This is a genomic window from Allobosea robiniae, from assembly GCF_900102525.1.
GTDB lineage: Bacteria > Pseudomonadota > Alphaproteobacteria > Rhizobiales > Beijerinckiaceae > Allobosea > Allobosea robiniae.
Genome location: NZ_FNBZ01000001.1, coordinates 619,034 through 632,188, shown reverse-complemented (window position 1 = coordinate 632,188; position 13,155 = coordinate 619,034). Strand labels below are relative to the sequence as shown.

The following is a 13,155-nucleotide window of genomic DNA, read 5'->3' as shown; positions in this document are numbered from 1 at the left end:
TTCAGCGCGAAAACCACCAGCTGAAGGCGGCGCGCGGCTCGGCCACCTGCTCCGGCGGCGGCTCGCGGCCGAGCGAGCGCAGCCGTGCGCTGCCCTCAGCGATCCAGCCGCGGTAGTCGCTGACTGGCGTGATCGCGGTGAAGCCGCCGCAGATCCGCTTCGCCCGTGTCTTCAGCGGGCCGCTCGACCAGCTGACGATGCCGACGAGTTCGCGTGAGCGGGCTCCGCCCCGCAGCACCGGTCCGCCGGAATCGCCACGGCAGGCGCCGGCCCCCTCCGTCTCGCCGCGGGCTTCGGCGTCGACCGCGACCTTGACCGTGTTCTGAGTGGTGTAGTTGCCGGCGTTGACGAGCTGCGTCTCCCGCAGGCGACGGGCCGTGCGCTTGTTGTTCTCCGCCGACAGCCCGTAGCCGGCCATGGTGATGGTCTCGCCCTGCCAGAGGCCGCTGCCGAGCGTCAAAGGCTCGATATCCCCGGGCAGCGGTTGCGCCAGGCGCAGCAGCGCGAGGTCCGTGCCGGGCTGGGTGCGTGGCGTCGTTCCGGGCACGAAGCTCGGATGCGGCAGCACTGCGACGACCAGCTGTCGCCGCGCCCGGAAGCGGGCGTCGAGGCTGACGACGCTGATCGAGCCGCCGCCCATCAGGCAATGCGCCGCGGTGAGGACGATCTCGGGCGCGATCACCGCGCCCGAGCAGAGTTCGCCCCGGCTCGTCTCGATTCTGACGGTCGAGGCACGGGCGCCGAGCGCATCGCGCGAAACGACGCCGCCGACCACGGCGAGTGCCGGATGAGCGGCGCCGACGACAAGGAAACAGGCAAGGGCGAGCAGTGAGCGAGGGATCATGAAGCAAACCAATGGACCGGCCGATCAATCTAGGGAGTGGCGCGCCACAGTCCAGCCTTTCCGTCAGCGGTCACGAGTCCAGCGGGCCGTTTCGCCCCATTTCGACAGGGTCTTGTCGATCCAGCCGCGCTGCGGCGCGACCAGGACGCCCTGGCTGAGCAGGCCGCATTGGCGCCCGGCCGGCCCGGTCGACCAGCTCGTGACCGCGACGATTCCGCCTTCGTTGAAGATCGGCCCGCCCGAATCGCCCTGGCAGGCGCCGGCGCCCGGCCGCTTGCCACCGCCGGCATTGTCTGCCGCCCAGAGCAGGATGCGGCCGGCTCCATAGGGCTCGACGGCGGTCAGCGCCGCCGAGCGATAGGTGCCGGTGCTGCGGGCCTCGCCCTCGCGGGAGACGCCGTAGCCGGCCAGCGTGATGCTGCTGCCGGCGCGTGGCAGCGAGCCGTCGACGAGGCTAGCCGCGCTGAAGCGGCCGGGCAGCGGATCGGCCAGGCGGATCAGCGCAAGGTCGATCGTGCGACGGCGGCTGCGGATCGCGCCCGCGTCGAATTCCGGATGCAGTGCGACCGAGGCCGGCACGATCAGCACCGGTTCGCCGGCGTCACGCCAATGGACGCGCAGTTCCGCGCCGCCGGCCGCGCAATGGGCGGCGGTCAGGATGGCGCGCGCCGACAGGACGATGCCGGTGCAGACTCCTCCGCGCGCGTTGAGCACCATCAGGGTCGAGCCGGCTGCCGGTCCGCCTTCCTGCCCGGCCACCACGGCCTGCGCGGGGTTGGGACCGAGGCTGCTGGCCACGACACAGGCGAAGCCGATGGCGGCGATCCGGTTGGCGATGTGCATCGGGGGCTCCTCTCCGAGAGAGCGCTGATAGCGCGCCCGGCGCCCCAGATGAACCCTCTCGGCTGCTTCTTTGCAGTCGTTCCATGAAATCGAACCGATGAAGGGAGCGCTCATGACGCCGCTTGCCCTGGGCCCGCCGGCGATGGAGCCGGTGACGCTGACTGAAATCCGCCAGTTCCTGCGCCTCGATCAGACCGATGAGGACGCCCTGGTCGCCACCCTGATCACGGCCGCCCGGCTGATGATCGAGGCAGCGTCGGGCCGCTGCCTGGTCGAGCAGCCCTGGCGCATCGTGCTCGACCGCTGGCCGGCCGGCGGCGAGATCCGCATGCCGCTCTCGCCACTGCTGCGGATCGAGGCCGCGCGCGTCTACGACGTGCTGGGTGCGGCGCAGGAGGTGGCGGCCGCGTCCCTGACCTTGGACGAGGCCGCCGACCCGCCGGTCATTCGCTTGAGCGGAGAGGTGCCCGAGATCGGCCGTGCGCATGGTGCGATCGAGATCGACGTCGCTGCCGGCTACGGGGCGACCGCCGTCGCCGTTCCCGCGCCGTTACGGCAGGCGGTCCTGCGCCTCGCCGCCCGCTGGTTCGAGCAGCGCGGTGACGTTGCCGGGCGCGACGCGCAGGCGCTGCCGGCTGCCATTGCCGCGCTGGTCGCGCCGTTCCGCCGTGGGCGGCTGTGATCATGGCGGAGCAATCTGTCGTCATCGGCCGCCTGCGGCGCCGGCTCGTGCTGGAGGCGCCGGTGGTCTCGCCTGATGGCCTTGGTGGCGCGACGCAGAGCTTCGAGACTGTTGGGGCGCTGTGGGCGCAGGTCGAGTGGATTTCCGGCACCGAGGCCTGGCGTCAGGGGCGGCCGGAGCAGTCCCGCAACTACCGCATCACCATGCGCTGGCGCAGTGATGTCGATGCCGGCCGGCGCCTGCGCGATGGCGATCGCCTGCTCGATATCCGCTCCGCCGCCGATCCCGATGGCGCGCGCCGGCGGCTGGTCTGCCTGGTCGAGGAGGTGACGCCATGAGTGACGCCATCCTTGCGCTGCGTGCCGCCGTTCAGGGGCGCCTCGTCGCGGATTCAGGCCTGACCACGCTGATCGGCTCCGATCGCATCTTCGACGAAGCCCCGCGTGCAGCGCGCGGGCTCTACGTCGTCCATGGCGAGGTCGAGGCGCGCGACTGGTCGACTGGCAGCGATCGCGGCTGCGAGCAGGAATTCGCGCTCGTCGTCTGGGCCGCACAGAGCGGCTCGTCGCGCCAGGCGCTCGAGGCGGCCGGCCTGATCGTCGCGGTGCTCGATCAGGTCGACCTCGCCCTGGACGGGCATGCGCTGGTCAATCTGCGCTGGCTGTCGAGCCGGCTCGCTCGCGAGACGCGCAACGGCCTCCCCCATGTGACGATCCGCTTCCGCGCCGTCACCGAAACGCTTTAGCAGACAAAGGAGAGCCGCATGACGGCACAGAAGGGCAAGGATCTGCTGCTCAAGGCGGCGGATGGCGCCGGCGGCTTCGTTACGGTCGCCGGCCTGAGGGCGCGACAGATCGCCTTCAACGCCGAGACCGTCGACGTGACGCATTCGGAATCGGCCGGGCGCTGGCGCGAATTGCTGGCGGGTGCCGGGGTGCGCCGTGCCAGCATCAGCGGCGCCGGCATCTTCAAGGACGAGGCCTCCGACGCGCTCGTCCGCCAGACCTTCTTCGACGGGGCGATCCGGGATTGGCAGATCGTCGTGCCGGATTTCGGCACGATCGCGGGTCCGTTCCAGCTCACGGGCCTCGAATATCGCGGCGACCATGCCGGCGAGGTCACCTTCGACCTGTCGCTGGAATCGGCCGGGCTCCTGGCCTTCGCGGCGCTTTGAGGAGGCGGACATGGTCAATCGTCATCGCGGCGAAACCGCGCTCATGGTTTCCGGCGAAACCCTGCCGATGCGGCTCACGCTCGGCGCTCTCGCCGAGCTCGAACATGCTTTCGCCGTCGACAGCCTGCCGGCTTTGGGCGAGCGCTTCGTCGAGGGCAGGCTCTCCGCCCGCGACATCATCCGCATCATCGCCGCCGGCCTGCGTGGAGCGGGCAGGGCGATCCGTGACGAGGATGTCGCGGAACTCTCCTTCGACGGCGGCCTGAACGGCGTGATCAAGGCGGCGATCGCCTTGCTCGAAGCCACTTTCGGCGAGGACGATGCGTCCCGCCCTCCGCAGCCGCCGGCGTAGGTGCGCCGGCGGGTTTTCCCTGGGATGAGGTGATGGCCTTCGGCCTTGGCCGGCTGGCCTGGCCGCCTAAGTTTTTCTGGGCGGCAACGCCGCGCGAGATCGCAGCAGCGCTGCGGGCCCATCAGGACCGGTCCCGAGGCTCCCCTCCGGAGCGCCCGGCACTCGCGGCGCTGATGGATGCCTTTCCCGACGCCTGAGGCGGCAATTCCAACCAACCTATCGAGGTGATGGTCATGACGGATGATGACGGCATCGATGCGGGACACCTTTCCGATCTCAGGACGATGGACCGGCTGACCCAGTCATTGAGCCGATCCTCGGAGAGTTTCGGGAAGTCGATTGTCAGCGCCTTCTCGCGCGGCGCCGTCGAGGGCAAGCGCTTCGAGGACGTGCTGCGCAGCGTCGGCCGCTCGATGACCGACAGCCTGCTCAAGACGGCGCTGAAACCGCTGCAGACCGGGCTGTCGAGCCTGCTCGGGAGCAGCATCAAGGGCTTGAGCGGCCTGTTCGGCGGCATCGGCCTGGGCGGGGCCGGTGGCAGCGTTCCGGTCGCTCCTTTCGCCGAGGGCGGCATCGTCGCATCGCCCTCCTATTTCCCGACCGGGCGCGGCCTCGGCCTGATGGGCGAGCGCGGTGCCGAGGCGATCATGCCGCTCGCTCGCGGCCCGGACGGGCGGCTCGGCGTGCGTGCCGGCGGCGGCGGGCAGGCCCGGCCGCTCAACGTCGTCGTGCAGGTCTCGACTCCCGATGCCGACAGTTTCCGCCGCTCGGAGGCGCAGGTCTCGGCCGCCATCGCCCGCGCGGTAGCGCGTGGCCGGCGGGCTCTTTGAAGGGAGGGGAGGCATGCCGGATTTCCATGAGGCTCGCTTCCCGCTCGATGTCGCACGCGGCGCGCGCGGCGGGCCGGAGCGCCAGACCCAGATCGTGACGCTCGCCTCCGGCCGGGAGGTACGCAACAGCCGCTGGGCGCATTCGCGCCGCCGCTACGATGCCGGGCTCGGCATCCGCAATCTCGATGCCCTGGCGGCGGTGGTGAGCTTCTTCGAGGAGCGCCGCGGCCGCCTCCATGGGTTTCGCTGGCGTGACCAGCTCGACTGGAAGAGCTGTCCACCCTCGCAGGAGCCGACGGCGATCGATCAGATCATCGGGATCGGCGATGGCGTCACCGCCGTCTTCCAGCTTTCCAAGGCCTATGGGAGCGGCGCGTCGGCCTATAGCCGCGAGATCACCAAGCCCTGCGAGGGCACGATCCGGGTCGCCGTGGATGCTGTCGAGCTGGCGGGCAGCGCCTTCTCCTGCGACCTCTCGACCGGGCAGGTCACCATCGCCGCGGGCTCAATTCCGCCATCGGCGGCCGTCCTGACCGCCGGCTTCGCCTTCGACGTGCCTGTTCGTTTCGACACCGATGCGATCGAGGTCGATCTCTCCGCCTTCGCGGCCGGCGAGATCCCACGCGTTCCCGTGGTCGAGATCATCCCCTGAGGCTGCCCCATGCGTGACATTCCATCCGGCCTCGCTGCCCATATCGAGACGGCTGCGACGACGCTCTGCCATTGCTGGAGCCTGACGCGCCGCGACGGCCTTGTGCTCGGCTTCACCGATCACGATCGCAGGCTGTCCTTCGACGGTATCGATTTCGCAGCCACGACGGGCCTGGAAGCGGCGGAAAGCGCGGCGGAGCTCGGCTTCGCGATCGGCGGCGGCGAGGTCGCCGGCGCCTTCGCCGCCTTCGGGCTGAATGAATCCGATCTGGCGCACGGGCTCTATGACGATGCGCGGGTGCGCATCTGGCTGGTCAACTGGGCCGTTTCCGACCAGCGGGTGCTGCTGGAAGAGGGGTTCGTCGGCGAGATCAAGCGGGGTGAGGCGAGCTTCACCGCCGAGATCCGTAGCTTTGCCAAGGCGTTCGACGAGGAGCGGGGCCGGCTCTACCTGCGCTCTTGTTCCGCGGACCTTGGCGACGCGCGTTGCGGTGTCGCGCTCGCCGCGACGGAAGGCCATGTTGTCGAAAGTGACGGCCGCCTCTCGCTTTCGGCCGGGGGGATGGCCTCCTATGCCGATGGCCATTTCACCGGTGGCCGGCTGATCTTTACCAGCAGCGCGAATGCCGGCTTCGCCGCCGAGGTGAAGCGTCACGGTCGCGAGGGTTCGCGGGCGCTGTTCCAGCTCTGGGAGGCGCCGGCGGCGGAGGTTCTCCCCGGCGACGGCTTCAGGGTGACGCCGGGCTGCGACAAGAGCTTCGCCACCTGCCGCGCCAAATTCGCCAACGGCGTCAATTTCCGCGGCTTCCCGCATATGCCGACGAACGATTTCATCATCGGCGGCGTACGGCCGGGCGACGGAGCGCTCGATGGCGGGAGCCTGTTCCGATGACGCGCGACGAGATCGTCGATGCCGCGCGGCTCTGGCTGGGCACGCCCTATCATCACCAGGCCTCGCTGCGCGGCGGCGGCTGCGATTGCCTGGGGCTGGTGCGCGGCGTCTGGCGCGATCTCTGCGGGGCCGAGCCGGAAACGCCGCCGCCCTATTCGCCGAGCTGGGCGGAAAGCCTGCGGCAGGAGACGCTGGCCTTGGCGGCTGCGCGGCATCTGCGATCGCTCGCGGCGACCGAAGCGCGGCCGGGCGACGTCCTGCTTTTCCGCTGGCGCGAGCATCTGCCGGCGAAGCACTGCGCGATCCTCGCGGGGCCGGACCGCATCATCCATGCCCATGACGGCGCGGCCGTGGCCGAGGTCGCCTTCACCTCCTGGTGGCGGCGCCATCTCAGCCATGCCTTTTCCTTTCCGGGAGTGACGGACTGATGGCGACGCTTCTTCTCCAGGTTGCCGGCGCTGCTCTCGGAACGGCTTTGGGCGGGCCGGTAGGCGGCGTCATCGGCCAGGCTTTGGGCGGGATCGCCGGCGCCGGTATCGATCAGGCCTGGCTCGGCAGCGCCGGTGGCAACAAGGTCGTCGACGGCCCGCGTCTCAAGGAGGTGAATGGCCTCGCGGCGACCGAGGGCGCCGCGATCCCGCGCCTCTACGGCCGCGCGCGGCTCGGCGGGCAACTGATCTGGGCGACGCGCTTCGAGGAGGAGGTCGCCGTCTCGGTCACGCGCTCGAAGAGCGGCGGCAAGGGCGGGCGCTCGAAGAAGACCTACGAGACGATCTATAGCTACCACGCCAATCTCGCGATCGGCCTCTGCGAAGGCCCGATCGCCTTCATCCGGCGCATCTGGGTCGATGGGCGCGAACTCGACGTCCAGACTGTCCAGATGCGCGTCCACCGTGGCTACGAGACGCAGGAGCCTGATCCGCTAATCGTGGCGAAGGAGGCGGGCGAGGCGCCGGCCTATCGCGGGCTCGCCTATGTCGTGTTCGAGCGCTTTCCGTTGGCCGATTACGGCAATCGCGTACCGCAATTCGATTTCGAGGTCGTGCGCGCCGTCGACGGGCTCGGCGGCATGATCCGGGCAGTGGCGCTGACGCCCGGTGCCGGGGAGTTCGTCTATGATATCCGCCCGGTCAGCCATGAGCCGGAGGCCGGCGTCACCGAAAGCCTGACGCGCCACCAGCTCTATGGCGGCAGCGACGTCGATACCGCGCTCGGCCATCTCGTGGCGCTTTGCCCCAATCTGCGCCGCGTGTCGCTTGTCGTATCCTGGTTCGGCGACGATCTGCGCGCCGGGACGTGCCGTGTGGCTCCGCGGGCCGAGATCGCACACAAGCCGACGGTCGGGGCGGAGTGGTCGGTCGCCGGGTTGACGCGGTCGTCGGCTCGCATCGTCAGCGCGGTTGACGGCCGGCCTGCTTTCGGCGGGACGCCTTCGGACGAGAGCATCGTCGCGCTGATCAGGCGCCTACGCTTCGATTACGGGCTCGAGGTCGTACTCTACCCCTTCCTGATGATGGATATCCCGGCCGGAAACGCGCTGCCGGACCCCTATTCGGTCGCGGCGAGCCAGCCGCGCTATCCCTGGCGCGGCCGCATCACCTGCGATCCGGCGCCTGGCCGCCCGGGAAGTCCGGAAGGCAGTGCGGCCGTTACCGCACAGATCGAAGCCTTCGTGGGGACGGTCGTTCCGGCCGACATCTCCGTCGTGGGGGAGGCCGTTGTTTGCGCCAAGCCGGATGAATGGTCCTATCGCCGGCTCGTGATGCATTGCGCCGCTCTGGCAAAGGCCGCCGGCGGCGTGGAGGGCTTCGTCATCGGCTCCGAGATGGTCGGGCTGACGCATCTGCGCGGCGCATCCGGCTATCCGATGGTCGACCAACTCGTAGCCATCGCGCAGGACGTCAAGGTGATGCTGCCGGGCACGGTGGCGACCTATGCCGCCGACTGGACGGAGTATGGCGCGGCTGTCCGCGAAGGCGGAGATAGCGTCGATTTTCCGCTCGACCCGCTTTGGGCCTCTCCTGCGATCGGCGCGATCGGCATCGATTTCTATCCGCCGCTCTCGGACTGGCGTGATTCCGCGGGCCATGCCGACGCGGCAACAGCACGCGGCCCGGCCGATCTCGCCTATCTGCGCCAGCGCCTGACCGCCGGTGAAGCCCATGACTGGTACTATGCCGATGAGGCCGGCCGGGACGCCCAAGTACGCCTGCCGATCACCGACGGCGTCCATGGCAAGCCGTGGGTCTTCCGGCCGAAGGACCTCTGGGGCTGGTGGAGCCAGGCTCATATCCGCCGCGCGGGCGGCGTCGAGACGAGCGCGACCTCGTTCGTACCAGGTGCGAAGCCGATCTGGCTGACCGAGATCGGCGTGCCGGCCGTCGACAAGGGTGCCAATGCGCCCAACATGTTTCCCGATCCCAAATCGGACGAGGGCGGCTACCCGCCGTTTTCGAGCGGTGCGCGCGACGATCTCGTGCAGGCGCGGGCGCTGGAGGCGATCATCTCCGGCTTCGACCCGGCGCGGGTGGGGTTCGATGCCACGCGTAACCCGGTCCACCCGGTCAGCGGCATCCGCATGGTCGATCCCAACAGGATCTTCGTGTGGAACTGGGATACGCGGCCTTTCCCCGCCTTTCCCGATCTCTCCGGCATCTGGGCCGACGGGGCGAATTTCGAAACCGGTCACTGGTTGAACGGGCGCCTCGAAGGCACGCCGGTCGATCGGCTCGTCGCGAAACTGCTGGCTGATTTCGGCTTGCCTGCGGCCGACGCGATTACTGTCGACGGATTCGCCGATGGCTATGTGCTGGATCGCCCGCTATCGGCCCGGCAGGCGTTGGAACCGCTGGCCCAGAGCTTCGGTTTCGACGCGATCATGAGCGCGGGCATGCTGCGTTTCGAGGGCAGGGGCGGCAAGGTCTCGCGCCTGCTCGGCCCCGACGATCTCGTTCCCGATCGCGATGGCGAGCCGTTTGCGCTGCGGCGCAGCCAGGAGACGGAGCTGCCGCTCGAACTGCGCCTTGGCTTCAGCGACAGCGAGGCCGATTATCGCAACGCTGCCGCGCGCTCGCGCCGGCTGGCCGGGGCGGCCCGGCGCGAGGTCGCTGTCGAAACCGCGATCGTGACCCGCTCCACTGAGGGGCGGCGCCTGGCCGACCAGCGCCTGCAGGAGGCCTGGGCGGCTCGCGAGAGCCTCGAATGCGAACTCTCGCCACGTTGTATCGCGATCGAGCCGGGCGATGTTGTGTCGGTTTCGACCGAGGCCGGCAATCGCCTGTTTCGCGTCACCCGTATCGCCGACGGCCCGACGCGGCGGGTCAGTGCCCGGGCTGTCGAGCCGGCGATCTATGTTTCGACCGGAGCGACTGGCGGTACGCGTCCGCCGCGAACGCCGCCCGCATTGCCCGGGCGTCCGCTCGCGGTGCCCCTGGCCCTGCCGATCGTCACCGTTGAGCCGCCGCCCTTGCTGTCGCTCGCCGCCTTTGCCGCACCATGGCCCGGTGCGCTGGCGATCTGGCGTGCCGACGAGGCAGGGCTGTTCGCGCTGGACGGCTTCGTCGAGGCGCCCTCGATCGTCGGCGAGACCTTGACCGAGCTGCCGCCGGGGCCGCTCTGGCGGACGGATCGCCGCGCCGTGCTGGAGGTCCGACTGCGTGGCGGTGTGTTGTCTTCCGTCCCGCCGGAAGCCGCTCTGGCCGGTGCGAACGCGCTCGCCTTGATTGGAGCGGACGGCGCGGTCGAGATCATCACGGTCTCGCAGGTCGAGCTGATTGGGCCACAGCAGTTCCGGCTGTCCGGCCTGATTCGCGGCATCGGCGGCAGCGAGCCCGCGGCAGGCCGCCTTCTGCCGGCCGGCGCGCGGATCGTGGTGCTGGACGGAGCAGCCGTCTCGCTGACGAGCGATCTGGCCGATCTTGGCCGGGCGCAGCTTTATCGCGTCGGGCCGGCTCGCGACGATGTCGGTGATGCGACGATGGTCGAGTTCGAAACCTCGGTCGCCGGGGAAGCGCTTGTTCCGCGGTCCCCGGTTCGGCCGACGGCGGTCCGCACCGCGGGCGGCATTGCGCTGGCCTGGCTCAGGCGGACGCGAATCGACGGCGATTCCTGGGAGTTGGCGGAGGTACCTCTGGGCGAGGAGAACGAACGCTATGAAATCGGCATCCTCGATGGCGAAGATCTACTCCATGCCGAAATCGTGAATACGCCCGCCTGGTCCTATCCGGCCGGGCAGGAACTCGCCGATTTCGGCGCGCAGCAGCAGGAAATCGGGCTCTCGCTTCGCCAGCTCAGCACCACGGTCGGGCGTGGTCGCGAATGGCGTGGACGGATTCCCGTGCGCTGATCTACTGTAGCTTGTGAACGAGGCGATGCATTCATGGCGCATTCACGCGGACAGGCTTAGCCATGTCGACGATGCTGGTCGAACCGATCCTTGCTTTTGCGCTCATCGCCTCTTCGCCGATCGTTCGGGTCGACGATGCGACGCCGATCTCCTGCCTGTCCTCCGAAGAGACGCGCGATGCCGTGGCCGACGGTCGCGTCATGCAACCGGCGGAAGCCTCGCGCCACGCCCGCCATGCCGCTCCCGGCGAGGTCGTCCGCATCAGGCTCTGTCGCCAGGGCGAGGATTTCGTCTATGTGGTGACGACGCTGAAACGTGATGGCCGCGTCGCAAGGGTGACGCTGGAAGGACAATCCGGCAAGATCGCCACCATCCGCTGACAGCCGTCGCGGCCATCCGACAACTGGAGTTACCCGACCGTGAGATTGCTCGTCGTCGAGGACGACAAGGACCTCAACCGCCAGATCGTGACCGCGCTTGAGAATGCCGGTTATGCCGTCGATAAGGCCTTCGACGGCGAGGAGGGGCTTTATCTCGGCGAGTCCGAGCCCTACGACGCGGTGATCCTCGATCTCGGCCTGCCGAAGGTCGACGGCGTCGCCGTGCTGCAGGGCTGGCGCCGCGCCGGCAAGACCATGCCGGTGCTGATCCTGACCGCGCGCGACCGCTGGAGCGACAAGGTCGGCGGCTTCGATGCCGGCGCCGACGATTATGTCGTCAAGCCATTCCATATCGAGGAACTACTGGCCCGCGTCCGGGCGCTGCTGCGCCGTGCCACCGGGCACGCGACCTCGGAACTGGTCTGCGGCCCTGTTCGGCTCGACACCCGCGCGAGCCGCGTTGTCGTCGATGGAAACCCGGTGAAGCTCACCTCGCACGAATACCGGCTGCTCTCCTATCTGATGCACCATCAAGGGCGGGTCGTCTCGCGGACCGAGCTGGTCGAGCACCTCTACGATCAGGATTTCGACCGCGATTCCAACACGATCGAGGTCTTCGTCGGCCGCCTGCGCAAGAAGCTGGGCGTCGATGTCATCGAGACCGTCCGGGGGTTAGGCTATATCGCCGCCGCTCCGGAAAAGGTCTGATCGCGGGCGATGCCGCTCAAATCCCATCGCTATTCGCTGGGAGCGCGGCTGTTCTTCTCGGCGGCCGTCTGCTGCGTGCTGATCCTGGTGCTGGCCGGCGTCGGCCTCACCACCTTCTATCGCCGCTCGGCCGAGCGCGGCTTCGACGAGCGGTTGTCGGTCTATATCAAGCAGCTGGTCGCCGACCTTGCCGCACCGCCCGAGACCGAGCGCCAGACGGTCGGCGATCTCGGTGAGCCGCGCTTCGACCTGCCGCTGACAGGCTGGTACTGGCAGATCACCCGGCTCGACGGCGAGCGGCCGAATGTCCGCGCCTCGCGCTCGCTGGTCGGCGGGCAACTCCCCAAGCTGCTCGATCAGTCCATCGTGCCGAACAGCCGGGGGTTGCGCGAAAGCTATGTCTCGGGCCCGGACGATCGCCGCCTGCGCGTGCTGGAGCGCGAGATCGACGTCGGCGAGGACGGGCGCTTCACCGTCGCGGTCGCGGCGCCCGCCGACGAGATCGAGGGCGACATCCAGGATTTCCGCTTCGCGCTGGCGATGACCTTCCTGCTGCTCGGCATCGCCCTGGTCGCCTCGACGCTCGTGCAGGTGCGGTTCGGCCTGCGCCCGCTGGTGCGGCTGCGCGCTGCTGTCGGGACGGTGCGGACCGGCGAGAATCCGCGGATCGTCGGGCAATACCCGCCCGATCTCGCGCCGCTCGCGAGCGAGCTCAACCAGCTCATCGACGCCAATCACGAGATCCTCGACCGCGCCCGGACCCAGGTCGGCAACCTCGCGCATGCGCTCAAGACCCCGCTCAGCGTGATGATGAACGAGGCCGGCACGAGCGGTGACGGCCAGCTCTCCCAGACCGTCCGCGCGCAAGCTGCGATCATGCGCGACCAGGTCCAGTACTATCTCGACCGCGCCAGGGCCGCGGCCCTCTCGGGTGCGCTCGGCGGCGTGACCGAGATCGCGCCCTCGCTCGATGCCTTGCTGCGTACCTTCACCAAGATCTCGCAGGGCAGAGGTATTTCCGGCTCGCATGCGATCCCGCCCGGCCTGCGCTTCCGTGGCGAGAAGCAGGATCTGGAGGAGATGCTGGGCAATCTCCTCGACAACGCCTTCAAATGGGCGTCCTCGGCAGTCGAGGTTTCCCTTGCCAATGAGAAGACGGCCGATACCGAGCGGATCGCGCTCTTGATCGACGACGACGGTCCCGGTCTGCCGGCCGAGGCGATGGCCGAGGTTCTGAAGCGTGGCCGCCGGCTCGACGAGACGACGCCGGGTTCAGGTCTCGGCCTCTCCATCGTCGTCGATCTCGCCAAGCTCTATGGTGGCGGCCTGAGTCTTGATCGCTCGCCGCTGGGCGGATTGAGGGCGCGGCTCGAATTGCCTTCGGTTTAGAGGAATTCTTTGTCGCGTGACCCTTTGTCACCATGAACCCGAGCGGACGATTGAGTAAGAACGCC

At 69.0% G+C, this 13,155-nt stretch carries 15 protein-coding genes and 1 pseudogene; 14 read left to right on the top strand and 2 right to left on the bottom strand.

The window, feature by feature from the left end:
- Position 1 precedes the first annotated feature (1 nt).
- A complete protein-coding gene (locus tag BLQ70_RS02885; RefSeq protein WP_091855727.1) occupies positions 2–844 on the bottom strand; it encodes a S1 family peptidase in 843 nt (280 codons plus the stop codon).
- Positions 845–907: 63 nt separating this feature from the next.
- A complete protein-coding gene (locus BLQ70_RS02880) occupies positions 908–1,687 on the bottom strand; it encodes a S1 family peptidase (protein WP_091855726.1) in 780 nt (259 codons plus the stop codon).
- Positions 1,688–1,799: 112 nt separating this feature from the next.
- Here BLQ70_RS02880 and BLQ70_RS02875 point away from each other — a divergent pair, with 112 nt between their 5' ends.
- From BLQ70_RS02875 to BLQ70_RS02810, 14 genes and pseudogenes are all read left to right on the top strand, one after another.
- Positions 1,800–2,369 (top strand): head-tail connector protein, encoded by a 570-nt coding sequence (locus tag BLQ70_RS02875; RefSeq protein WP_170843289.1) that lies wholly within the window; start codon positions 1,800–1,802, stop codon positions 2,367–2,369.
- 2 nt (positions 2,370–2,371) lie between these two features.
- Complete coding sequence (locus BLQ70_RS02870) at positions 2,372–2,707, top strand: phage head closure protein (RefSeq protein ID WP_139163475.1); 336 nt, start codon at positions 2,372–2,374, stop codon at positions 2,705–2,707.
- A complete protein-coding gene (locus BLQ70_RS02865; RefSeq protein WP_091855723.1) occupies positions 2,704–3,114 on the top strand; it encodes a DUF3168 domain-containing protein in 411 nt (136 codons plus the stop codon). Before BLQ70_RS02870 ends, BLQ70_RS02865 begins: the two co-directional genes overlap by 4 nt.
- Positions 3,115–3,132: 18 nt before the next feature.
- Complete coding sequence (locus BLQ70_RS02860; protein WP_091855722.1) at positions 3,133–3,543, top strand: phage major tail protein, TP901-1 family; 411 nt, start codon at positions 3,133–3,135, stop codon at positions 3,541–3,543.
- A 10-nt stretch (positions 3,544–3,553) separates the two neighbouring features.
- Entirely contained in the window at positions 3,554–3,895 is a 342-nt protein-coding gene (locus BLQ70_RS02855) for a gene transfer agent family protein (RefSeq protein WP_091855721.1), read from the top strand.
- 26 nt (positions 3,896–3,921) lie between these two features.
- Positions 3,922–4,092: pseudogene (locus tag BLQ70_RS02850) on the top strand (phage tail assembly chaperone); the annotation flags it as partial.
- A gap of 36 nt (positions 4,093–4,128) precedes the next feature.
- Positions 4,129–4,725: a phage tail tape measure protein gene (locus BLQ70_RS02845; protein WP_244511882.1), complete on the top strand. Its 597-nt coding sequence runs from the start codon at positions 4,129–4,131 to the stop codon at positions 4,723–4,725.
- A gap of 13 nt (positions 4,726–4,738) precedes the next feature.
- Positions 4,739–5,377, top strand: coding sequence for a DUF2460 domain-containing protein (locus tag BLQ70_RS02840; protein WP_091855718.1), 639 nt, complete (start codon positions 4,739–4,741; stop codon positions 5,375–5,377).
- Between the two features lie 9 nt (positions 5,378–5,386).
- Positions 5,387–6,268, top strand: a complete 882-nt coding sequence (locus tag BLQ70_RS02835) for a DUF2163 domain-containing protein (RefSeq protein ID WP_091855717.1) — start codon at positions 5,387–5,389, stop codon at positions 6,266–6,268.
- Positions 6,265–6,696: an NlpC/P60 family protein gene (locus tag BLQ70_RS02830; protein ID WP_091855716.1), complete on the top strand. Its 432-nt coding sequence runs from the start codon at positions 6,265–6,267 to the stop codon at positions 6,694–6,696. Before BLQ70_RS02835 ends, BLQ70_RS02830 begins: the two co-directional genes overlap by 4 nt.
- Positions 6,696–10,613, top strand: a complete 3,918-nt coding sequence (locus tag BLQ70_RS02825) for a baseplate multidomain protein megatron (protein WP_091855715.1) — start codon at positions 6,696–6,698, stop codon at positions 10,611–10,613. Before BLQ70_RS02830 ends, BLQ70_RS02825 begins: the two co-directional genes overlap by 1 nt.
- 62 nt (positions 10,614–10,675) lie before the next feature.
- Positions 10,676–10,993, top strand: coding sequence for a PepSY domain-containing protein (locus tag BLQ70_RS02820; RefSeq protein WP_061964429.1), 318 nt, complete (start codon positions 10,676–10,678; stop codon positions 10,991–10,993).
- Between the two features lie 39 nt (positions 10,994–11,032).
- Complete coding sequence (locus BLQ70_RS02815) at positions 11,033–11,701, top strand: response regulator transcription factor (protein WP_061964427.1); 669 nt, start codon at positions 11,033–11,035, stop codon at positions 11,699–11,701.
- Positions 11,702–11,710: 9 nt separating this feature from the next.
- Positions 11,711–13,090: an ATP-binding protein gene (locus tag BLQ70_RS02810; RefSeq protein ID WP_091855714.1), complete on the top strand. Its 1,380-nt coding sequence runs from the start codon at positions 11,711–11,713 to the stop codon at positions 13,088–13,090.
- Positions 13,091–13,155: the final 65 nt, after the last annotated feature.